The sequence below is a fragment of the Chitinophaga polysaccharea genome, from assembly GCF_007829335.1.
In the GTDB taxonomy this organism is placed as follows: domain Bacteria; phylum Bacteroidota; class Bacteroidia; order Chitinophagales; family Chitinophagaceae; genus Chitinophaga; species Chitinophaga polysaccharea_B.
In genome coordinates this window covers 416,083-436,410 of the sequence record NZ_VIWO01000007.1, presented here as the reverse complement: position 1 = coordinate 436,410, position 20,328 = coordinate 416,083, and the positions used below count along the sequence as shown (strand labels likewise).

20 protein-coding genes are annotated in these 20,328 nt (G+C 43.9%); 16 read left to right on the top strand and 4 right to left on the bottom strand.

Annotated elements, in window-relative coordinates; all coding sequences use genetic code 11:
• Positions 1 to 44 precede the first annotated feature (44 nt).
• The 12 genes from rplO (at position 45) to carA (ending at position 8,976) form a co-directional block, all read left to right on the top strand.
• Positions 45 to 491, top strand: coding sequence for a 50S ribosomal protein L15 (gene rplO, locus FHW36_RS23360; RefSeq protein WP_145672623.1), 447 nt, complete (start codon positions 45 to 47; stop codon positions 489 to 491).
• 78 nt (positions 492 to 569) lie between these two features.
• A complete protein-coding gene (gene secY / locus FHW36_RS23355; RefSeq protein ID WP_145672620.1) occupies positions 570 to 1,913 on the top strand; it encodes a preprotein translocase subunit SecY in 1,344 nt (447 codons plus the stop codon).
• A 147-nt stretch (positions 1,914 to 2,060) separates the two neighbouring features.
• The gene (gene map / locus FHW36_RS23350) at positions 2,061 to 2,861 is read left to right on the top strand and encodes a type I methionyl aminopeptidase (RefSeq protein ID WP_145672618.1); all 801 of its coding nucleotides are present in this window, start codon (positions 2,061 to 2,063) and stop codon (positions 2,859 to 2,861) included.
• A gap of 147 nt (positions 2,862 to 3,008) precedes the next feature.
• Positions 3,009 to 3,227, top strand: a complete 219-nt coding sequence (gene infA, locus FHW36_RS23345; protein WP_012789309.1) for a translation initiation factor IF-1 — start codon at positions 3,009 to 3,011, stop codon at positions 3,225 to 3,227.
• A 69-nt stretch (positions 3,228 to 3,296) separates the two neighbouring features.
• On the top strand, positions 3,297 to 3,413 hold the full coding sequence (gene rpmJ / locus FHW36_RS23340) for a 50S ribosomal protein L36 (protein ID WP_073083232.1): 117 nt from the start codon (positions 3,297 to 3,299) through the stop codon (positions 3,411 to 3,413).
• Between the two features lie 56 nt (positions 3,414 to 3,469).
• Positions 3,470 to 3,850, top strand: coding sequence for a 30S ribosomal protein S13 (rpsM, locus tag FHW36_RS23335; protein WP_079470753.1), 381 nt, complete (start codon positions 3,470 to 3,472; stop codon positions 3,848 to 3,850).
• A gap of 108 nt (positions 3,851 to 3,958) precedes the next feature.
• On the top strand, positions 3,959 to 4,360 hold the full coding sequence (rpsK, locus tag FHW36_RS23330) for a 30S ribosomal protein S11 (RefSeq protein WP_079470752.1): 402 nt from the start codon (positions 3,959 to 3,961) through the stop codon (positions 4,358 to 4,360).
• A 155-nt stretch (positions 4,361 to 4,515) separates the two neighbouring features.
• On the top strand, positions 4,516 to 5,121 hold the full coding sequence (gene rpsD / locus FHW36_RS23325; protein ID WP_079470751.1) for a 30S ribosomal protein S4: 606 nt from the start codon (positions 4,516 to 4,518) through the stop codon (positions 5,119 to 5,121).
• A gap of 68 nt (positions 5,122 to 5,189) precedes the next feature.
• Entirely contained in the window at positions 5,190 to 6,185 is a 996-nt protein-coding gene (locus FHW36_RS23320) for a DNA-directed RNA polymerase subunit alpha (protein ID WP_079470750.1), read from the top strand.
• A gap of 114 nt (positions 6,186 to 6,299) precedes the next feature.
• The gene (gene rplQ, locus FHW36_RS23315) at positions 6,300 to 6,794 is read left to right on the top strand and encodes a 50S ribosomal protein L17 (RefSeq protein ID WP_145672615.1); all 495 of its coding nucleotides are present in this window, start codon (positions 6,300 to 6,302) and stop codon (positions 6,792 to 6,794) included.
• A gap of 106 nt (positions 6,795 to 6,900) precedes the next feature.
• Positions 6,901 to 7,725, top strand: a complete 825-nt coding sequence (locus FHW36_RS23310) for a hypothetical protein (RefSeq protein WP_145672613.1) — start codon at positions 6,901 to 6,903, stop codon at positions 7,723 to 7,725.
• Positions 7,726 to 7,863: 138 nt separating this feature from the next.
• Positions 7,864 to 8,976, top strand: coding sequence for a glutamine-hydrolyzing carbamoyl-phosphate synthase small subunit (carA, locus tag FHW36_RS23305; RefSeq protein ID WP_145672611.1), 1,113 nt, complete (start codon positions 7,864 to 7,866; stop codon positions 8,974 to 8,976).
• 750 nt (positions 8,977 to 9,726) lie between these two features.
• On the opposite strand, the gene FHW36_RS23300 is transcribed toward carA, so the two are convergent.
• Positions 9,727 to 10,926 carry a pyridoxal phosphate-dependent aminotransferase gene (locus tag FHW36_RS23300; protein WP_145672609.1) on the bottom strand — a complete coding sequence of 400 codons (1,200 nt, stop codon included), beginning with the start codon at positions 10,924 to 10,926 and terminating at the stop codon, positions 9,727 to 9,729.
• 112 nt (positions 10,927 to 11,038) lie between these two features.
• Positions 11,039 to 11,443: a DUF1573 domain-containing protein gene (locus FHW36_RS23295; RefSeq protein ID WP_145672606.1), complete on the bottom strand. Its 405-nt coding sequence runs from the start codon at positions 11,441 to 11,443 to the stop codon at positions 11,039 to 11,041.
• A 223-nt stretch (positions 11,444 to 11,666) separates the two neighbouring features.
• Between FHW36_RS23295 and FHW36_RS23290 the strand changes: the two genes are divergently transcribed.
• From FHW36_RS23290 to FHW36_RS23280, 3 genes are all read left to right on the top strand, one after another.
• On the top strand, positions 11,667 to 14,045 hold the full coding sequence (locus FHW36_RS23290) for an alpha-ketoacid dehydrogenase subunit alpha/beta (protein ID WP_246121219.1): 2,379 nt from the start codon (positions 11,667 to 11,669) through the stop codon (positions 14,043 to 14,045).
• A 400-nt stretch (positions 14,046 to 14,445) separates the two neighbouring features.
• Entirely contained in the window at positions 14,446 to 15,402 is a 957-nt protein-coding gene (locus FHW36_RS23285; protein ID WP_145672594.1) for a D-2-hydroxyacid dehydrogenase, read from the top strand.
• Positions 15,403 to 15,641: 239 nt separating this feature from the next.
• Positions 15,642 to 16,364: a response regulator transcription factor gene (locus tag FHW36_RS23280; protein WP_145672590.1), complete on the top strand. Its 723-nt coding sequence runs from the start codon at positions 15,642 to 15,644 to the stop codon at positions 16,362 to 16,364.
• 83 nt (positions 16,365 to 16,447) lie between these two features.
• Here the strand turns inward: FHW36_RS23280 and FHW36_RS23275 are convergent, their stop codons facing one another.
• Both FHW36_RS23275 and FHW36_RS23270 read right to left on the bottom strand, forming a co-directional pair.
• On the bottom strand, positions 16,448 to 17,158 hold the full coding sequence (locus FHW36_RS23275) for a YebC/PmpR family DNA-binding transcriptional regulator (RefSeq protein WP_145672586.1): 711 nt from the start codon (positions 17,156 to 17,158) through the stop codon (positions 16,448 to 16,450).
• 164 nt (positions 17,159 to 17,322) lie between these two features.
• On the bottom strand, positions 17,323 to 18,825 hold the full coding sequence (locus tag FHW36_RS23270; RefSeq protein ID WP_145672585.1) for an amino acid permease: 1,503 nt from the start codon (positions 18,823 to 18,825) through the stop codon (positions 17,323 to 17,325).
• Positions 18,826 to 19,025: 200 nt separating this feature from the next.
• Here FHW36_RS23270 and FHW36_RS23265 point away from each other — a divergent pair, with 200 nt between their 5' ends.
• Complete coding sequence (locus FHW36_RS23265; protein WP_145672583.1) at positions 19,026 to 20,300, top strand: dicarboxylate/amino acid:cation symporter; 1,275 nt, start codon at positions 19,026 to 19,028, stop codon at positions 20,298 to 20,300.
• Positions 20,301 to 20,328 lie beyond the last annotated feature (28 nt).

The window sequence follows — 20,328 nt, the reverse complement described above, 5'->3', positions numbered from 1 at the left end:
TATGCGAGCGGTTAATTTCCGCGCAAGTAAAAACAATTAATTTTATGAATCTGCATTCATTACAGCCTGCACAAGGCGCTGTACATAAAGAAAAACGTCTTGGACGTGGTGAGGCTTCCGGTAAAGGTGGTACCTCTACAAAAGGTAACAAGGGTATCCAGCAACGTGCTGGTTACGCTAGCAAGAAAGGCTTCGAAGGTGGCCAGATGCCAATCCAACGCCGTATGCCAAAACGCGGTTTCAAAAATAATAACCGTGAAGAATACACAATCTTCAACCTGGGTCAGCTGGATCATTTAGTTGAGAAATATGGCCTCCAGGAGTTTAATCTGGAAAACCTGTTCATGAACGGCCTGATTAACAGAACAGCTAAAGTTAAAATTCTCGCTAACGGAGAACTCAAAGCTAAAGTGACTGTTAAAGTAAACGCAATCAGCGAAAAAGCTAAGCAGGCCATCGAAGCAGCAGGTGGATCAGTAGAACTGGTATAAGACTTTACGACTGAGGAGACGCCTACGGAGTAGTGCGTCTTTTCATATTTAATAGCGCTATTAAACCTTTATCTTCCTGTGAAGAAATTTATCGAAACGATTAAGAATATCTGGAGTATTGAGGATTTGCGTAACCGCATCCTGACCACCCTGCTCCTGGTCCTCATCTACAGATTAGGATCCTATATCGCTTTGCCTGGCATTGATGCAAACGCACTGACCAACTTTGAGAAAAATTCTAATCAGGGTATCCTGGGACTGGTGAACATGTTTGCGGGTGGATCATTTTCAAGGGCTTCGATCTTTGCATTGGGTATTATGCCCTACATCTCTGCTTCAATTGCTATCCAGTTACTGACGATAGCAGTTCCTTACTTCCAGAAGCTGCAGAAAGAGGGGGAAAGTGGCCGCAAAAAAATTAACCAGTTTACACGTTATCTCACCGTAATCGTAACAGGCTTCCAGGCCAGCGCTTATGTAGCCTACCTGCGTAATCAATCCGGTGGCGCTATTATCGCTGAATATGGCACCTTCTTCTTCTGGCTCTCTACTACCGTTGTACTTACTGCAGGTACCCTGTTCGTAATGTGGCTCGGTGAAAAGATCACAGATAAAGGTATTGGTAATGGTACTTCCATCATCATCATGATGGGTATCCTTGCTCGTTTGCCACAGGCCCTGGTCGCTGAATTTTCCAGTAAGGTGGCAGGTGAAGCGGGTGGACCGATCCTGTTCCTCATTGAAATTGCTATCTTTATCCTGATCACCGTAGGTCTGATCCTCCTGGTACAGGGTACAAGAAAAATACCGGTAAACTATGCTAAACGTATTGTAGGTAACAAACAATATGGTGGCGTACGTCAGTTCATCCCACTGAAAGTGAATGCAGCTGGTGTAATGCCTATCATCTTCGCCCAGGCGATTATGTTTATTCCGGCTACCGCGATAGGCTTTGCCACTTCTTCTGAAAGTGCTTCCGGCTTTATCCGCATCTTTAGTGACCACACTAATGGCTGGTATAACCTGATTTATGCCGTTTTGGTGATTGTATTTACTTACTTCTATACTGCGTTGATTTTCAACCCCACTCAAATGGCGGATGAAATGAAACGTAACAACGGCTTCATTCCGGGTATTAAACCTGGTAAAGCTACTGCCGATTATATCGGTGCAGTAATGGACCGTATCACTTTGCCTGGAGCATTTTTCCTGGCACTGGTGGGTATCATGCCTGGTATCGCTGCTGCCTTCAAGGTCAACAGTAACTTTGCTACCTTCTTCGGGGGTACTTCCCTGCTGATCATGGTGGGTGTTATCCTGGACACACTGCAACAGATTGAAAGCCAGCTCCTCATGCGTCATTATGACGGGTTGATGAGCACCGGCCGTATCAAAGGCAGAACGGCCCCGGCTAATGCATAAGTAATTGAACGCTAAATCGTTACAATAACAATAAAATAGCCACAGAAGCTTTTTACGCTTTAGTGGCTATATTATTTTAGAAGCCGTTAGCTGTTAGCTTTTAGCATTTACCTAACAGCTGATAGCCAACAGCTAAAAGCTGAAAGTATGATTCATTATAAGACGAAGGAAGAAATAGAGTTGATGCGCAAAAGTGCTTTGCTCCTGAGTGCAGCCCTGGCTGAAGTAGCCCGGAACCTGAAACCAGGTATGAGCACACTGGAAGTGGATGCTATTGCCGATAAGTTTATTGTTGAAAATGGTGCTACTCCTTCTTTTAAAAATTATAAGGGATTCCCCAACGCCTGCTGTATTTCAGTGAATGAGGAGGTGGTGCACGGGATTCCCAATCAATATGTGCTGAAGGACGGTGATATTGTGACGGTAGATGTAGGTGTGTATATGAATGGTTACCACTCCGACAGCGCTTATACCTTTGCTATTGGTAATGTGGCTGAGAATGTACTCCGGCTGATGACTGCTACCAAAGCGGCCCTGTACAAAGGGATTGAAAAAGCGGTGATAGGTAACCGGATCGGAGATATCTCCTACGCTATACAGGAATATACAGAAAAAGAGCGTGGTTATGGTGTGGTAAGAGAATTGGTAGGCCATGGTCTGGGTCGTCATTTGCATGAAGATCCCCAGGTGCCTAACTACGGCAAGCGCGGTAGCGGCCCCGTAATGAAGGAAGGCCTGGTAATTGCCATTGAACCCATGATTAATCTCCGCTCCAAGGACGTAGAATACCTGGAAGATGGTTGGACTGTTGCCACCCGCGATGGCAGCCCATCTGTTCACTTTGAGCACACGGTGGCGGTAGGAAAAGGGAAAGCAGATGTATTATCTACCTATGTGGATATAGAAAGAGAAGAGAAAAATAACCCGGAATTGAATTCAAATTACTAATTCGTCATTTGGATTTTTCTAATACAAATGGGTTTTATTGATAAATAAGGTAGGGTTTAACTGGAAAATCGGCAATAATAATAATAATCGAGGTAAATTTTTCTATTTCAAAAGATAAATGCTATCTTTGCAGTCCTAAAAATTTTTATGGCAAAACAGGCACTCATTAAACAGGATGGAATTATATTGGAAGCCTTGTCGAACGCTATGTTCCGTGTAAAGTTGGAAAATGGGCATGAGATCCTGGCCACCATTTCTGGAAAAATGAGAATGCACTATATACGCATTCTACCAGGAGATAAGGTTGGCGTAGAGATGAGCCCATACGATTTGTCAAGAGGCCGTATAATTTTCAGATACAAATAAGACGGAAAGGGTAGAGGCGACTGGATTTTTAATTTAATAAATATCATAACCTTTTATAAAGTAATAATCATGAAGGTAAGAGCTGCAATCAAAAAAAGAAGTGCGGATTGTAAAATAGTTCGTAGAAAGGGTGTTTTGTTGGTGATCAACAAAAAGAATCCTCGTTTCAAACAACGCCAGGGTTAATCGGTTCCCAACGGAATTTGATTTTTTAATCAGAATCATAAAATCAAAATAGAAATATGGCACGTATAGCCGGTATAGATCTTCCTAAAAATAAAAGAGGAGAAATTGGCCTCACCTATATCTTTGGTATAGGCCGTTCTACCGCCCAATATATCCTGAACAAGGCGGAAATTGATGTAAATAAAAAGGTGCGGGAATGGAATGATGATGAACAAGCTGCCATCCGTAACATTATCAACGGAGAGTTCAAGGTAGAGGGTCAGCTGCGTTCTGAAGTACAAATGAATATCAAGCGTTTGCTGGATATCGCTTGTTACCGCGGTCTGCGTCACAGGAAAGGCTTACCGGTAAGAGGTCAGCGTACACGTACCAACAGCCGTACCCGTAAAGGTAAGCGTAAGACAGTGGCTGGTAAGAAAAAAGCAACTAAGAAATAATAAATAAAATCCCAGGTTGAAATCCCAATTCCGAATCAGAGGGGTTTCAATGGCCGTGAGTCGTGTAAATTTGGGATCTGGAATTTCATATTTGGAATTTAAATCATTATGGCAAAAGCAAATAATACAAAAACTGCTGCTAATAAGAAAAGAGTAGTAAAAGTTGATAACTACGGAGATGTTCATATCTCTGCCAGCTTTAACAACATCATCGTGAGCATTACCAACAAGCACGGTCAGGTTATTTCCTGGTCTTCTGCTGGTAAAATGGGCTTCAGAGGTTCTAAAAAGAACACTCCATATGCAGCTCAGCTGGCTGCACAGGATGCTGCTAAAGTAGCTATGGACTCAGGTCTGAAAAGAGCAGATGTTTTTGTTAAAGGACCAGGAGCTGGCCGCGAAAGCGCTATCCGTGCAATCGCCAACTCAGGTATCGAAGTGAACATGATTAAAGACGTTACGCCTTTACCTCACAACGGTTGCCGTCCTCCCAAGAAAAGAAGAGTATAGGAATATATATTCACTGCATCCAGATACCAGGTTTCATTCGAAATTTGGTATCTGGACTTTGTAGTTTAATATTTGACAATGGGTGCATGATCAGGTTTTCAGATTTTTTGAAGAGCATGCATCATTAACTAAAAAATCTAAAGTATATTTAAATCATGGCAAGGTACACAGGACCAAAGACCAAAATTTCCAGAATTTTTGGTGAACCCATTCTCGGTAATGGTAAGTATTTAAGCAAAAACAGCAACCCTCCGGGTCAGCATGGTGCTAACCGTAAACGCAAACAATTGGGCGAATACGCACTGCAGCTGAGAGAAAAACAAAAAGCTAAGTATACCTATGGTTTGCTGGAACGCCAGTTCCGTAACCTGTTCGACGAAGCTACCCGTAGAAAAGGTGTTGCCGGTGAGGTATTGATCAAACTGCTGGAAGCCCGTCTGGATAACACTGTTTTCCGTCTGGGTATCGCTCCTAGCCGCCCTGCTGCCCGTCAGCTGGTTTCTCACAAACACGTTACTGTTAATGGTATCGTAGTAAACACTCCTTCATTCCAACTGAAACCAGGAGATGTTATCAGCCTGAAAAATAAAACAGCAAACAATTCTGCTCTGACCAGCGTTATTCGTGGAAAAAATCCAAAATTCAGCTGGCTGGATTGGAATGAGAAAGAAATGAAAGGTGTATTCATTGCTTATCCTGAGAGAGAGAGCGTTCCTGAAAATATCAAGGAACAACTGATCGTAGAATTGTACTCTAAGTAATAAATAATTAGTCCATGGCCCCAGGTCATGGACTAACCTCATATTTAACAAATAAATCAATCATATCAATGGCAATTTTAAATTTCCAGAAACCTGATAAGATCGTATTGCAGAAGTCTACCGACTTTGAAGCTCAATTCGAGTTCCGTCCATTAGAACCAGGTTATGCTGTGACTGTCGGTAATGCGTTGCGTCGCGTACTGTTGTCTTCTTTGGAGGGCTATGCCATTGTGGGGATTAAAATTGAAGGAGCAGATCACGAGTTCGCTACGCTGAAAGGTGTTACGGAAGACGTTACTGAGATTATCCTGAACCTGAAACAGGTTCGCTTCAAGAGAATCTCTGAGAGTGATGTAACGAACGAAAAGATCACGCTGTCGATCAAGGGTAAAACAGAATTTCGTGCGGATATGATTGAAAAAGCCACCAGTGCTTTCCAGATCATGAACCCTGAGCTGTTAATCTGCACCCTGGATCCTTCTGCCAAGCTGGATATTGAACTGACTATCGGTAAAGGACGTGGTTATGTTCCGGCTGAGGAAAACAAACCCAAAGATGCAGTATTTGGCTACATCGCGATTGACTCAATCTTTACGCCCATCAAAAACGTAAAGTACAGCATAGAAAATACCCGTGTGGAACAAAAAACCGACTATGAGAAACTCGTTATGGAGGTGATCACCGACGGTACTATCCACCCAGAAGAAGCAGTGAAACAGGCATCCCGCATCCTCATTCAACACCTGATGATCATTACTGATGAAAATATCAGCTTTGATACCAAGGATACTGAAAAAGAAGATGTAGTAGACGAACAAACACTGCAACTGCGTAAGATACTGAAAACACCACTGGAAGATCTCGATCTGAGCGTACGTGCATTCAACTGTCTGAAAGCAGCTAAAATCAACTCCCTCAGCGAACTGGTTCAATACGAACAGGAAGAACTGATGAAGTTCAGAAACTTCGGTCAGAAATCCCTCAGCGAAATTGAACAGGTATTAGGAGAAAGAGGTCTGCACTTCGGTATGGATCTGTCTAAACTGAAGCTCGAAGAAGAATAGTAAATTTTTGTGTTAAGCCAAAGCTTTGCAACCTGCAGATGCTTTGGCTTAACCGCTTTATATCAACAATACCTTGCAATTCCTGACACGGTGTAAGGTCTAAAACAAAATGTCATGCGTCACGGAGTTAAATTAAACAAATTAAGCAGAACTGCTTCTCACCGTAAAGCCCTGATGTCTAATCTGGCTTGCGAACTGATCAGCCACAAACGTATCACCACTACACTGGCAAAGGCAAAAGCCCTCCGCGTGTATGTTGAACCACTGCTGACAAGAGGCAAAAGCGATTCTACCCACAACCGTAGAATTGTGTTCAGCTACCTGCAGGATAAAGAAGCTATCAAAGAACTGTTCGGTACGATCAGTGAAAAAATAGCTACCCGTCCTGGTGGTTACACCCGTATCATTAAATTAGGCAAACGTGTGGGCGATAACGCAGAAGTTGCACTGATTGAACTGGTAGATTTCAACGAAATCTATGGTAAAACAGAAGAAAAAGCTGCTGCTAAGAAAACCCGTCGCGCTGGTGGTGCTAAGAAGAAAGCTGCAGAAGATGCAACTGAAACTAAAGCTGCTGATACTGCAACAGAAGAAAAATCTGCTGAGTAATCTTATATCAACGATACGAGAAAAAGGACAAAGCCTGGCTTTGTCCTTTTTTATGCCTTTATAAATGTATATATTTCGTAATATTACAGTAGATAATGAAAGACCTATGAAATACCTGCGTTGCGACAGCTGTGGACACGCCAACCCGCTGAAATCCGAATACCTGACCTTTTGTGACGCCTGCGGCAAAAAGTTGCCGAACATCTATGCAGATTGGCGGAAACATCATCCCATGGCTTCCTTCCCTGAATACGTCCGGGAAGTGGGTATCTCTCCCGAAAAGGAAAAAACAAACATTTTCACCTGGGCCCGGCGGCAATGGGAACCCGCTAACCGGAGAAAGGTGCTTTTATTTATGGGCATTTTCGTGGCATTACTGGCGGTAACCGGCACGTTATTCGGAAAAAGAGCAGTATTTACGTTTATTTATCCCAAGGTACCCTCCAGTAGTTTATATAACAACTGGCAAACGGCTACAATTGGCCGGCAGGCCCTGGAAATCAGTACCCCGGTAAAGTTATGGGTGCACGACCAGCCACTGGAAGGAGAGGACGCAAAAGTGATTGAATATGCCAAAAGTTACCGGAATGAAGAAGGCGGTGGCATCCGTATCGCAGTGAATATGTACAGTTATCTCAGCAAAGTGACCAATACCCTGGAAGAAGCCATTGCCGACTCCCATAATAGCATGCAGTTAAAAGAAAACGCCTCCGATGTTCAGTGTAAGTCAGTGCCAGTACTGATTTCCGGCACTCAAGGTATCCTGGAAGAGGGAAATTATATGTATAAAGGAGGTATCCGGTTGGCATTTTGTAACCTGGTAATGATTAAAGGTAGCAACCGCTGGCAAATACAGATCAACTATCGCGACGATGATGAAATCGGGCGCCAGGTGGCACAGAGAGTATTAAAATCTGTAAAAATTAAGTAACATATTAATTTCCGGGAAAAAAAATCTGTAATTAACTGTTGCATTTCATACCTTTGCACGGTTTTTTATCCGAACCTTCAGGGCTTTTTGTACCCTTGAAGGTTTTTTTTAAAATATAAAACAAGACAGATACCAGAAATGCCTCAGACAAGAACCATCCAACCTGCCATACTGCTGTTAGACGACGGTACGGTTTTTCAGGGAAAAGCTTTTGGAAAAATTGGCACTGCAGCCGGTGAATTAGCTTTCAATACCGGTATGACGGGTTACCAGGAAGTGTTTACAGACCCTTCTTATAAAGGACAGGTACTTATAATGAACAACTGTTACATCGGAAACTATGGTACCAAGAAAGACGATGTAGAGAGCGGCAGTGTAAAGATCAATGGTTTGATCGCCAAGAATATCGCGTACAACTATTCCAGGAAAATGGCAGACGCTTCCCTGGAAACGTTCCTGACCGATAATAACCTGGTGGCTATTTACGATGTAGATACCCGTGCCCTCGTATCCCACATTCGCAGTAAAGGCGCCATGAACTGCATTATCTCTTCAGCTATCCTCGATGTAGAGCAACTGAAAGCAGAACTGGCAAAAGTACCTTCCATGGAAGGATTGGCCCTGTGTAAAGATGTAACTACTACTGAGGTGTATAATGTTGGAGATCCTAATGCCGACATCCGCATTGCAGTACTGGACAACGGGGTGAAAAGAAATATGCTGAAATGCCTCTCGGATAAAGGTGCTTACCTGCAGGTATTCCCTACAGACACTGCCTTTGAAGCTTGCGAAGAGTTTAAGCCACATGCCTATTTCATCTCTAATGGCCCTGGCGATCCCGCTCCCCTTACCTACGCAGTGGATACAGTGAAAAAGATCCTGGCAGCAGAAAGACCTATGTTTGGTATTTGCCTGGGACATCAGCTGTTGGCCCTGGCTAATGGCATCCCTACTTATAAAATGCACCATGGTCACCGCGGGCTGAATCACCCGGTTAAAAACCTGAAAACAGGCCTTTGCGAAATTACTACCCAGAACCATGGTTTCGCGGTAGATCCTAAAGCAGTGGCAGCGAGCGAAAATGTGGAAGTAACCCACATTAACCTCAACGACAATTCTGTGGAAGGTATCCGTATCAAAAACAAGCCTGCGTTCAGTGTACAATATCACCCGGAATCAACTCCAGGTCCATTTGACAGTCGTTACCTGTTTGATGATTTCTTTGAAATGATCAAAGCCCATAAAGCATAAGTCATTTTTCAGACTATCTGAAGCATTCATATTACTACCGAGCGAAGAACAATGCCTGATCGCATTTGTCTTCGCTCTTTTTTTAGGCTATGTTTTCAAAAAAACGAAACGGTCCCGAAGAATCGGGACCGTTGCATTTTAAAATTCCACGTTATGAAAACAAACGAAATTACTACAACATGAGGTGTAGGTTTTCTCGCCCGTTTTATTACATAACAATATTATAGAAAAAAGGCCAACGAAATGGGGAATATTTTTGGAATAGTGGCGTGAAATGGAAGTTTTTGACGTTTTTAAGGAGAAAATGGGAATATTGGGCAAAAAAATACGGCTCTGTGATCAGAGCCGTTTGCCTTTATAAATTCCACGTTATGAAAAACTGATACAAAAATACGATATTTTGCTAAAACGTTTTAGTTATTCTTTGAGTTTTACAGAAGATTGATAAATCTTTCTTGTAATGACTAGTCAAAGGTCGGACCAAATAAACGTTATAAGAAATAAAGCAGGTTAAATTTTTCTTAAACAAGTTTAGATTTCGTCCGATATCGTATCTGTAAATATTTTTATAATTTGATATTTTTTGTCGTTGTTGTTATTTACATATCAAATATACGAAACAAAACATGAAAATTCCAAGCGTCTGATGTTAAATAATTGCTTTTTTGTTCTAAAAAATTCATATTAATTTATTTATAATATGTTTTTAGTTTCTTTTATGAACGCTTATGCCTGGTTTTACGATAAAAATTATTTGGTAGTTCTGCCAGGATATATTTCCAGTGCTTTCTCGAGGCAGACCATTGCATGACGAATGTCTGTGGTATTAAGCACATAGGCTAACCGCACTTCATTTTTACCTAATCCCGGGGTAGCATAAAAGCCGGTAGCCGGCGCCATCATTACGGTCTGGCCTTCATGGGAGAAAGATTCCAGCATCCATTGGCAGAATTTGTCTGTATCGTCGATAGGAAGACGGGCAATGGCATAAAAAGCACCTCCCGGGTTAGGACAGTATACGCCTGGAATGTCATTAAGCATTTTTACCAATATATCCCGGCGGCTCATGTATTCCGCTTTGATACCATCAAAATAGTCGGCTGGCAGATCTACTGCTGCCTCACCTGCGATCTGTGCAAAGGAAGGGGGACTCAAACGGGCCTGGGCAAATTTCATGGCTGCATCCAACACCGTTTGATTTTTGGTAACAAAGGCACCTATTCGTCCACCGCAGGCACTGTACCTTTTGGAAATCGTATCCATCAGGATGACGTTGTCTTCCATTCCTTCCAGGTTCATCGCGGAGAAATGCGTACCGGTATAGCAAAATTCGCGGTAGGCCTCATCAGAAAAGAGGAACAGGTTATGTTTCAAACACAACTGTTTCAGTACTTCCATCTCTTCTTTGCTATAAAGATACCCGGTAGGGTTATTAGGATTACAGATGAGAATAGCTTTAGTGCGTGGCGTGATAGCTTTCTCAAAATCGGCCATAGCTGGCAACGCAAAGCCGGTTTCAATACTGGCGGTGATCGTTTTAATCTTCACTTCAGCTTCTACTGCAAAACCATTGTAGTTGGCATAAAAAGGTTCGGGCACAATGATTTCATCTCCAGGATCGAGGCAGGCCATGAATGCAAATACAATGGCTTCAGAACCACCGGTAGTAACAATGATCTGGTTGTGGTGGAGAGAGATGTTGAATCTTTCATAGTAGCTTACCAGTTTACGGCGATAGCTTTCATTGCCCGCGCTGTGACTATATTCCAGGATTTTGAAATCGGAATGGCGCACCGCATCCAGTATTGGTTTGGGTGTTTCAATGTCCGGCTGACCGATGTTCAGGTGGTATACTTTAACCCCTCTTTTCTTGGCTGCTTCAGCAAATGGGACAAGTTTTCTGATGGGAGAAGCGGGCATTTGCTCTCCTCTCTGACTAATGGTAGGCATAAAATTGTTTTGATCTTTTGCGGTACAAATATAGGGGTATAGGGGATACTATAGGCAACAAAAAAACCTTACAGCATTGTGCTGTAAGGTTTTGATATCTTATGGGAGACGTTTATTTGTTGGCGGCGCTTACTGTACCAGTCAGGTGCAGTTCTTTATCCTGGTCAACACCTCTGAATTTCACCCAGATGGTTTTGTTCTGTTGGCCTAAGCTGTTAGCGCTGTAAGTAGCAGTAACTTTACCTTTTTTACCAGGCAGAATAGGCTCCTGTGTCCATTTCGGAGTGGTGCAACCGCAGCTTGCGCGGGCAGCTTCGATCAGTACAGGTTCTTTGGAAATGTTGGTGAATTCGAAATCAGCGGTCACTGGTTTGTTGAAGTCAGTTTTGCCAAAATCGACAGTTTCTTTGGCGAACTTTACTTTGGTGTCAGTCGGATTTTGAGCTGGTGCAGATTGAGCCCAGAGTGCTGTTGTCAGCAGCATGCTCGCAAACAGGGATAAGATAAATTTTTTCATTTTCATATGATGGTTTTAATGCGACCTTTAAAAAATATTGATATCTTTCTTGGTATGAACAAATTTACGGCCAAAAAGTATTATAAACCTTACAATTTATTAAAATCTTATTAAAAAAAATCAGATTATTTTAAATGGTGGAATCGTCCCGTTTTTCTACTGTATAATTAACCTTACTTTTGTACTTTAACCATGAGGCATGATAGAAAATAACGAACTAGCTATGAATTTAGAAAGCCGGTTGTCATTCGAAGAGTTCCGCAAGGAAGTGCTAAATGATTACAGGTTGGCCTGTGATAGCAGGGAAATAAGTCTGCTGGCCCGTAAGGAAGTGCTTACAGGTAAAGCAAAGTTTGGCATTTTTGGTGACGGTAAGGAAGTGGCGCAGATAGCAATGTCCAAATACTTTCAGCCAGGCGATTTTCGTTCCGGTTATTACCGCGATCAAACCGTTGCATTTGCCACTGGTATTGCCACTCCAGAACAATTCTTTTCGCAGTTATATGCAGATCCCGACCTGAAAAATGAACCCTTTTCAGGCGGTCGCCAGATGAACTCCCATTTTGCCACGCCTAATCTTGATAAAGACGGCAACTGGCTTAACCTGGCAGATATGAAGAATTCTGCTGCTGATATGGCGCCTACAGCCGGACAAATGCCACGTGCATTGGGACTGGCTTATGCCTCTAAAGTATTCAGAGAAGTAGAAGCATTACATACCTACACAGGGCTTTCCCATAATGGTAATGAAATTTGTTTTGCTACTATTGGCGACGCCTCCACATCGGAAGGCCATTTCTGGGAAACCATGAATGCTGCCGGTGTATTACAGGTACCCCTGGCGGTATTTGTTTGGGATGATGGCTACGGCATTTCTGTTCCCCGCAAATACCAAACTACTAAAAACTCTATCAGTGCCGCACTGGAAGGCTTCCGTAAAACAGAAGATTCCAACGGATTTGATATCTATAATGTGAAAGGCTGGGATTATGCCGGTATGTGCGAAGTGTTTGAGGCGGCTATCCGCAAAATCCGGGAAACACATATACCTGCCCTGTTTCACGTAGAAGAAATAACACAGCCACAAGGCCACTCTACCAGCGGTTCGCACGAGCGTTACAAAAGCAAAGAACGTCTTTCCTGGGAACGGGAATTTGACTGTAACGCAAAAATGCGCTCCTGGATTATTGAGAATGCCATCAGCGATGAGGTAACCCTGCAGGCAATTGAAGCAGAAGCCAAGGTAAAAGCACAGGAAGCCCGCAAATCTGCCTGGGAGAAATATATAGCGCCCATCAAAGCGCATGTACAATCATTTATAGCCCTGGCTACACCAGTGGCGGCAGTTGCCGGCGCCGATGCTGATATGGTTAATGTAGCGATCCGCGATCTGCAACATAACCGTGAACCTTTACGCCGCGATATCCTTAAAGCTACAGCCACTATCTTGCTGAAACATGCGTCGCTGAAGGCTGATCCGGCCATACAGGCATTACAGCAATTTTACGACAGCTATTTACAGGAACAGAAAGACACCTATAATGCTGATTTATATGCCAGCGGCGTTAACTCGGCGTTGAATGTACCGGTGATACCAGCTGAGTATGATGCGGAAGGCATTACCATCAATGGATACGAAGTACTTAACAGGTATTTTGATCAGCTGTTCACCAACAACCCCAAAGTATTTGCCTTTGGCGAAGATGTGGGTAAGATCGGAGACGTGAACCAGGGCTTTGCCGGGTTACAGCAAAAACATGGAAAAGATCGTATAGCCGATACCGGTATACGTGAACTGACCATCATGGGACAAGGCATTGGCCTGGCACTGAGAGGTCTTCGTCCTATTGCAGAAATACAATACCTTGATTACCTGTTGTATGGTTTGCAGCCACTGAGCGATGATGTGGCATCGTTGCAATACCGTACCAAAGGAATTATGCATTGCCCACTGATAGTCCGTACCCGTGGCCATCGCCTGGAAGGTATCTGGCACAGCGGTTCTCCCATGGGAATGATTATTAATTCCCTGAGAGGTATGCATGTATGCGTGCCCCGTAACATGGTGCAGGCAGCAGGTATGTATAATACATTATTGAAAGCTAATGAACCAGCGTTGGTGATTGAATCATTGAATGGTTATCGCTTAAAGGAGAAATTACCGGCTAACCTGGAATCCTTTACCGTGCCATTGGGTATTCCGGAAGTACTGCAGGCAGGAACAGATGTAACCATTGTTACATACGGTTCTATGACCCGTATTATAGAGGAAGCGATGGTAACGTTAAGCGAGATTGGTATTTCCTGCGAACTGATAGATGTACAGACTTTGCTGCCGTTTGATATTCATCACAGCATCGTGGAATCATTAAAGAAAACCAATCGTATTCTCTTTGTTGATGAAGATGTACCCGGTGGCGGCACTGGATATATGTTCCAGCAGGTGATAGAAGTACAGGGAGGTTACCGTTGGCTGGATGTAGCGCCCCGCACCCTGAGTGCGCAGGCACACCGTCCGGCTTATGGTTCTGACGGAGATTACTTCTCCAAGCCCAATACGGAAGATGTGATCAGGATAGTTACAGAAATGATGCAGGAATAGTATTGCTCTAAATAATACCGGCGCCGGTTTCCTCTTCGGGAACCGGCGTTTTTTCTTTAGTATGTTCTCAATTGGCGGAGCCATCATATTAGCATATTATCTGCTAAAGTGATGGCTCCTTTAAAATTAAGCAGTTGAAAGGCTTAGTAATATTTTGCTATTATGGCGCAGCAAAGGTGTGTGCTTTTTGGAGATGAACAATACGCCCGTAGCGGAGTTAATGATTATTTCATATCAGCACACGAGGTGGTGGATGGCTTGAAATATATATGGATACTGCCTTTAAGCTGATGTGGGAGATATTTTCCCATTGATAACCGGGAGGATTATTGCTTTATGTTGTAATGTGCTATATCATTGTAACAGTGAATACGTTCAAATAACCTTCAAATATTAAAGGATGAAAAATATAGTAGTACTGGATGGCTATACCCTGAATCCCGGTGATCTTGACTGGGGCGCTTTGGAAGTATTGGGAAACGTAAAGATGTATGACCGTACGTCGGAGGCGGAAGTATTGACCAGGGCCCAGGATGCACATATCCTGCTGACCAACAAAGCCATTGTAAATGCAGATACTATCCGTCGGTTGCCGCAACTGGAGTATATCGGGGTTACTGCCACCGGATATAATGTAGTAGATATTGCGGCCGCGCGTGGCCGGCAAATACCAGTTAGCAATGTGCCGGCTTATAGCACTGCTTCCGTAGCACAGCTCACTTTTGCGCTCTTATTGGAGCTATGCCATCATACAGGGCTACATGCGGAAAGTGTGCGTGCAGGTGAATGGGGCAGGAGTAATGATTTCAGTTACTGGAAAACCCCGTTAACAGAATTGGCCGGCGGTACACTGGGGATTGTGGGGCTGGGGCAGATAGGGCAGGCTGTAGCGCGGATTGGGCTGGCTTTCGGGATGAAGGTGATCGCTTATCATAAGCATCCTGACCGGGATAAAATGGAAGACGTCACTTTTGTGGACCTGGCTACGTGTTTCCGGGAAGCTGATGTAGTATCGTTACATTGTCCATTGAATGCAGCCAATAAAGCATTTGTAAATGCTGGATTATTATCTACCATGAAAAAAACGGCTTTCCTGGTTAATACCAGCCGTGGGCCACTGATCCAGGAGGCAGACCTGGCGAGGGCTTTAGCAGAGGGCGTTATTGCCGGCGCGGCCCTGGACGTATTGTCGGTAGAGCCGCCTTTGGCCGACAATCCGCTGGTGACTGCGCCTCATACCATTATTACCCCGCATATTGCCTGGGCTACACAGGCTGCACGAAAACGATTGATGCATACGGCTGTAGAGAATGTGAAAGCATTTTTGGGAGGGGCACCACAAAATATTATTAATTAGTATTCCCCGTGAAGCAGGTAAATATGTTTTTATGTTGTAAGCGAGCACTAAACCGCAAATCATAACCACCGGGGGATATTTCTGAAAGGAATGGTTGAAATGAATATTCCTGTAAGAAGTGAATAGGGATGGATGGACAAGGTTATAGATATGTTATTTATTTTTGAATAAACGTATCGGATACACTCATTAAGAGCAACAACTAAAATCTAATATTTACCCGCTTAAAACCAACGTACATGCAACCAAGCATTCTTTTGGCAGAGGACGATATTTTTTTTGCTAAAATAGTTAAGAGACAACTCGAACGCGCCGGTTATAATGTTACTTTTTGTGAAAATGGACAGGAAGCCTGGGAGAAATTTCAGAAACATGTTTTTGATCTTTGCCTGCTTGATGTAGTAATGCCGAAGAAGGATGGCTTTGCATTGGCACAGGATATCCGGTCAACCGACGTAAACGTTCCCATTTTATTTACTTCATCCCGGTATATGGAGCAAGACCGCTTGCAAGGTTTTGAGTCCGGTGCAGATGACTACATTGTAAAACCTTTCAACATCCAGGAATTGCTTTGCCGGGTAGATGTATACCTGAAGCGGAGCAGGCTGTTAAAGAGCGAAAGGCGCATAGTTTACACCATCAGCAACCTCGTTTTTGATTATTCTCAATATAATATTCGGCATAAAAATGCAGATTCCCATGTTCGTATGGCCCCAAAAGAAGCGGAGTTGCTTCGCTTTCTATGCGAGAATTCAAACAAAAAGCTAAAAAAAGATGATATCCTGACTTGTATCTGGGGGCAGGATGATTTCTTCTCATCACGTGTTATGGACGTTTACCTGACCAGGCTTCGTAAGCACATTGCACAGGATCCTGCTGTAAAACTCGAAACCTACCATGGCAAGGGACTGATGTTTATCGCGGATGACCTGGATCGTTCACACACCATCTTTAAGATTTAGCTGTTTTTGGTTTGGTTAACTCCATCCAATGGAAAACGTCCGCTGTAATGGCGGACGTTTTCTTTTTATATGTTGATAAACAACTATTTCAGATTGTAGAAAACCTGCTGCACGTCTTCATCCTGTTCCAGGCGGTCTACCAGTTCCAGCACTTCTTTTGCCTGTTCGTCATTCAATTCAACGGTAGTAGTAGGAATGCGTTTCAGCTCAGAGCTGATTACTTCCAGGCCTTTATCATCGAGGGCCTTGGCCATATTGCCAAATTCGGTAAATGCCGCGCGGATAATGATATTGCCTTCGCTATCTTCCCCTATTTCTTCCAGACCAAAATCTATCAGTTCCAGTTCCAGGTCTTCCAGGTTTTGTCCGGCATTTTTTACTTTGAATTCACCTACACGGTTAAACAGGAAGCCCACTGAGCCGCTGTTACCCAGGCTGCCTCCACCTTTGGTGAAGTGCATACGGAGGTTGGCCACCGTACGGGTGGTATTGTCGGTAGCGGTATCAATCATTACTGCCACACCATGAGGAGCATAGCCTTCATATACCACCTCTTCGTAATCAGTTTTGTCTTTACCCATGGCACGCTTGATAGCAGCGTCTACACGGTCTTTAGGCATGTTAACACTCTTGGCATTGAGAATGCAGCGGCGGAGTGCAGGGTTATTATCCGGATCAGGGCCGGAAGCTTTTACAGCTATGGCTATTTCTTTTCCGATTCTTGAAAATGCTTTCGCCATCTTGTCCCAGCGGGCAAACATGGTCGACTTTCTTACTTCAAATATTCTTCCCATTGGAGTGGTATATAATTAGTACTTGTAAAAACAGAACGCAAAAATAAGGATTTTCAAATTCAGGAGTAGGCTGATTTAGGGATTTAACTTAAAAGCGGCGAACAAAACGACCCTAATGATTCGTTTTGTTCGCCGCTTTTAGCTATTTTTTGTCACCCCAGGGGCTATTTTTGATCCATCATTTTACGAGCTTTACTGTGCTTCACACTATATCCAAAGTAGATCAGGAAGCCGATACCCAGCCATACGAAGAGGCGGGCCCAGTTTTCCAGTCCAAGGCTGATAATCATAGTGAGACAGAAAATTGCTCCCAGTGCAGGGATAAACGGTACCAACGGTGTTTTGAAGGCACGCGGTGCATTAGGATTATTCTTACGCATTACAATTACTCCGATACAAACCAGCACAAAGGCGAAGAGGGTACCAATGCTGGTCATATCGCCCACTACGTTATCCGGTACAAATGCGGCAAACAGGCTTACAAAGACAAAGAACATCCATTGTGAGCGGTAAGGCGTATGATATTTAGGATGCAGGCGGGCAAAAATGGGCGGTACCAGTCCATCGTTACTCATAGAGTAGAATACCCTTGTCTGGCCCAGCAACATTACCAGGATTACGGAGGAGAAACCTGCGAGGATTGCTACAGTAATGAAGGTAGACAACCAGCCGTAACCAGTCATATAAGTGTCGATCACGTAAGCAACAGAAGCTTCACCACCTGCTTTCAGGAAGTCCTGGAACGGTGCGATACCTGTAAGTACAAACGAAAACAAGATATATAATACAGTACAGATGGCCAAAGACACCAGGATACCGATAGGCATGTTTTTCTTAGGGTTCTTGGTTTCCTGCGCAGCAGTAGATACGGCGTCGAAACCAATGAAAGCAAAGAATACTACTCCGGCACCTCTTAGTACCCCGCCCCAGCCATGGTTCCAGAAGTTGGAGTAATCAACGATCTGGCCATTGTGCATTTTAACGGTTCCGGCGGTAGCTGGAATGGTGAATGCAGCATGGTTAGCAGGGTTGATAAACTGCCATCCAAGTACGATGAACATCAGTACAATGGATACTTTGGTAATAACGATGATGTTATTAACAATAGCAGATCCCTGGGTACCTCTGATCAGCAGGAGCGTGAGCGCTAGCAAAATAAAGAGGGAAGGGACGTTCATGATACCGTGTACACCTGCGTCGGATACCTCGAAAGGGCTATGGCTCCATTCATAGGGAATGGTGACATGGAAAACGTTGCTGAGTAGTTTATTCAGGTATTGTGACCAGCCAATGGCTACAGTGGCTCCTGCCAGCGCATATTCCAGCACCAGGTCCCAGCCAATGATCCAGGCAATAAATTCTCCTAAAGTAGCATAAGAATAAGTGTAGGCGCTTCCGGCAATAGGTATCATGGAAGCAAATTCGGCGTAACAGAGGCCTGCAAGGGCGCAGCCAATAGCAGCAATAATAAAGGAGATAGTAACAGCGGGTCCGGCATGTTGCCCGGCGGCAGCAGCTGTTCTAACAAACAGACCAGCCCCGATGATAGCACCTATTCCAAGGGCTATCAATGAACCCGCGCCAAGCGTCCTTTTCAGTCCCTTGTCGGATTCTCCGGCTTCGGCCGTTAAAACAGAGAGCTGTTTTTTTACGAATAGTTTGCTCATACGCAATCTTATTGTGGTTGATGTTTTAAGGTAGTTTAGTTCTTGTTGTTTTGTTGTTGGTCGCCAAATATAATATCTAAAATCAAAAAGAGATACTTTTATTTTAGCCACTAACGCGCATCTTTAGTCGCCAAACCTTATTTTTGGGAAATTTTCCGGTTACAACTTTTAATTATTTCAAGTAAAAATTCTTGCTCCGCATGAAGAAATCGTCGAATCTGCTTACCCTGTACATTTTCATTGCCATGATCATCGGGATAGGTACCGGTTATTCGGTATTCCTGGCTTATGGCAATGCTGCCACGCCGGCAGGTACCAAAGACACACCGCAGATCTTCGCTGATAACATTTCTATACTGACAGACATCTTCCTGCGCCTGGTAAAGATGATCATTGCCCCGCTGGTATTTTCTACCCTGGTGGTAGGAGTAGCCAAGCTGGGAGATATAAAAGCGGTTGGACGTATTGGTGGAAAGACAATGCTGTGGTTTATCAGTGCAACCTTTGTATCATTGTTTCTGGGTTTGGTGCTCGTGAATATTATGAAACCGGGGATATCGCTGCAATTACCCCTGCCGGATGAACATGCCTCTTCCGGTATTGCCAAGGCAGATATGACCCTGCGGGGATTTTTTCATCACGTGGTGCCAGACAGTGTGATAGATGCGATGGGCAGGAACGAAATATTACAGATTGTAGTATTTGCTGTTTTCTTCGGGGTGGCAGCTGCTGCCATTGGTGAAAAGGCAATGCCGGTAGTAAAGTTGCTGGATAGTGTTGCCCATATTATGCTGAAAGTGACGGGTTTTGTGATGAATTTTGCTCCGTTTGCGGTATTTGGCGCTATGGCGGGCATCATTGCGGTGAAGGGGCCTATCGTGCTGGTTACCTACGGCAAGTTTATTATCCAGTTTTATATAGGCTTGCTGAGTTTGTGGGCAGTTATTGCCTTTGTGGGGTGGTTAATTTTAGGCAAGCCGGTATTCAGGCTGCTGGGTATGATTAAAGATCCCTTGTTGCTGGCATTTGGTACTGCGAGTAGTGAAGCTGCCTATCCCCGTACTATGGAGGAACTGGAAAAATTTGGTTGTGACAACCGGATTGTGAGCTTTGTGTTACCGTTGGGCTATTCCTTTAACCTGGACGGTTCCATGATGTATATGACCTTTGCCAGCCTGTTTATTGCGCAGGCATATAATATGCACCTCTCTATAGATCAACAGATTACCATGTTACTGGTGTTAATGATTACCAGTAAAGGGATTGCCGGCGTGCCACGTGCTTCCCTGGTAGTAATTGCGGGTACTTTATCGATGTTTCATATCCCGGAGGCGGGGCTTCTTTTATTGCTGGGAGTAGATCACCTGTTGGACATGGGCCGCTCTGCTACCAACGTTATTGGCAATGCCATGGCTACCGCTGTAGTTTCCAAGTGGGAGAACAAACTTAGCACCGGAGATGCGCCTAAGGCCTAACTTAACAAATGCGTAACACATTAATGGT

Excerpts from the sequence above, each read along its gene's own strand:
- rpsD (WP_079470751.1), top strand. The coding sequence starts at position 4,516 with ATGGCAAGGTACACAGGACCAAAGACCAAAATTTCCAGAATTTTTGGT.
- FHW36_RS23275 (WP_145672586.1), bottom strand. The coding sequence starts at position 17,158 with ATGGGAAGAATATTTGAAGTAAGAAAGTCGACCATGTTTGCCCGCTGG.
- infA (WP_012789309.1), top strand. The coding sequence starts at position 3,009 with ATGGCAAAACAGGCACTCATTAAACAGGATGGAATTATATTGGAAGCC.
- rpsM (WP_079470753.1), top strand. The coding sequence starts at position 3,470 with ATGGCACGTATAGCCGGTATAGATCTTCCTAAAAATAAAAGAGGAGAA.
- map (WP_145672618.1), top strand. The coding sequence starts at position 2,061 with ATGATTCATTATAAGACGAAGGAAGAAATAGAGTTGATGCGCAAAAGT.
- rpsK (WP_079470752.1), top strand. The coding sequence starts at position 3,959 with ATGGCAAAAGCAAATAATACAAAAACTGCTGCTAATAAGAAAAGAGTA.
- carA (WP_145672611.1), top strand. The coding sequence starts at position 7,864 with ATGCCTCAGACAAGAACCATCCAACCTGCCATACTGCTGTTAGACGAC.
- FHW36_RS23285 (WP_145672594.1), top strand. The coding sequence starts at position 14,446 with ATGAAAAATATAGTAGTACTGGATGGCTATACCCTGAATCCCGGTGAT.
- rpmJ (WP_073083232.1), top strand. The coding sequence starts at position 3,297 with ATGAAGGTAAGAGCTGCAATCAAAAAAAGAAGTGCGGATTGTAAAATA.
- rplO (WP_145672623.1), top strand. The coding sequence starts at position 45 with ATGAATCTGCATTCATTACAGCCTGCACAAGGCGCTGTACATAAAGAA.
- FHW36_RS23320 (WP_079470750.1), top strand. The coding sequence starts at position 5,190 with ATGGCAATTTTAAATTTCCAGAAACCTGATAAGATCGTATTGCAGAAG.
- FHW36_RS23280 (WP_145672590.1), top strand. The coding sequence starts at position 15,642 with ATGCAACCAAGCATTCTTTTGGCAGAGGACGATATTTTTTTTGCTAAA.
- FHW36_RS23270 (WP_145672585.1), bottom strand. The coding sequence starts at position 18,825 with ATGAGCAAACTATTCGTAAAAAAACAGCTCTCTGTTTTAACGGCCGAA.
- rplQ (WP_145672615.1), top strand. The coding sequence starts at position 6,300 with ATGCGTCACGGAGTTAAATTAAACAAATTAAGCAGAACTGCTTCTCAC.
- FHW36_RS23300 (WP_145672609.1), bottom strand. The coding sequence starts at position 10,926 with ATGCCTACCATTAGTCAGAGAGGAGAGCAAATGCCCGCTTCTCCCATC.
- FHW36_RS23290 (WP_246121219.1), top strand. The coding sequence starts at position 11,667 with ATGAATTTAGAAAGCCGGTTGTCATTCGAAGAGTTCCGCAAGGAAGTG.
- FHW36_RS23295 (WP_145672606.1), bottom strand. The coding sequence starts at position 11,443 with ATGAAAAAATTTATCTTATCCCTGTTTGCGAGCATGCTGCTGACAACA.
- FHW36_RS23265 (WP_145672583.1), top strand. The coding sequence starts at position 19,026 with ATGAAGAAATCGTCGAATCTGCTTACCCTGTACATTTTCATTGCCATG.
- FHW36_RS23310 (WP_145672613.1), top strand. The coding sequence starts at position 6,901 with ATGAAATACCTGCGTTGCGACAGCTGTGGACACGCCAACCCGCTGAAA.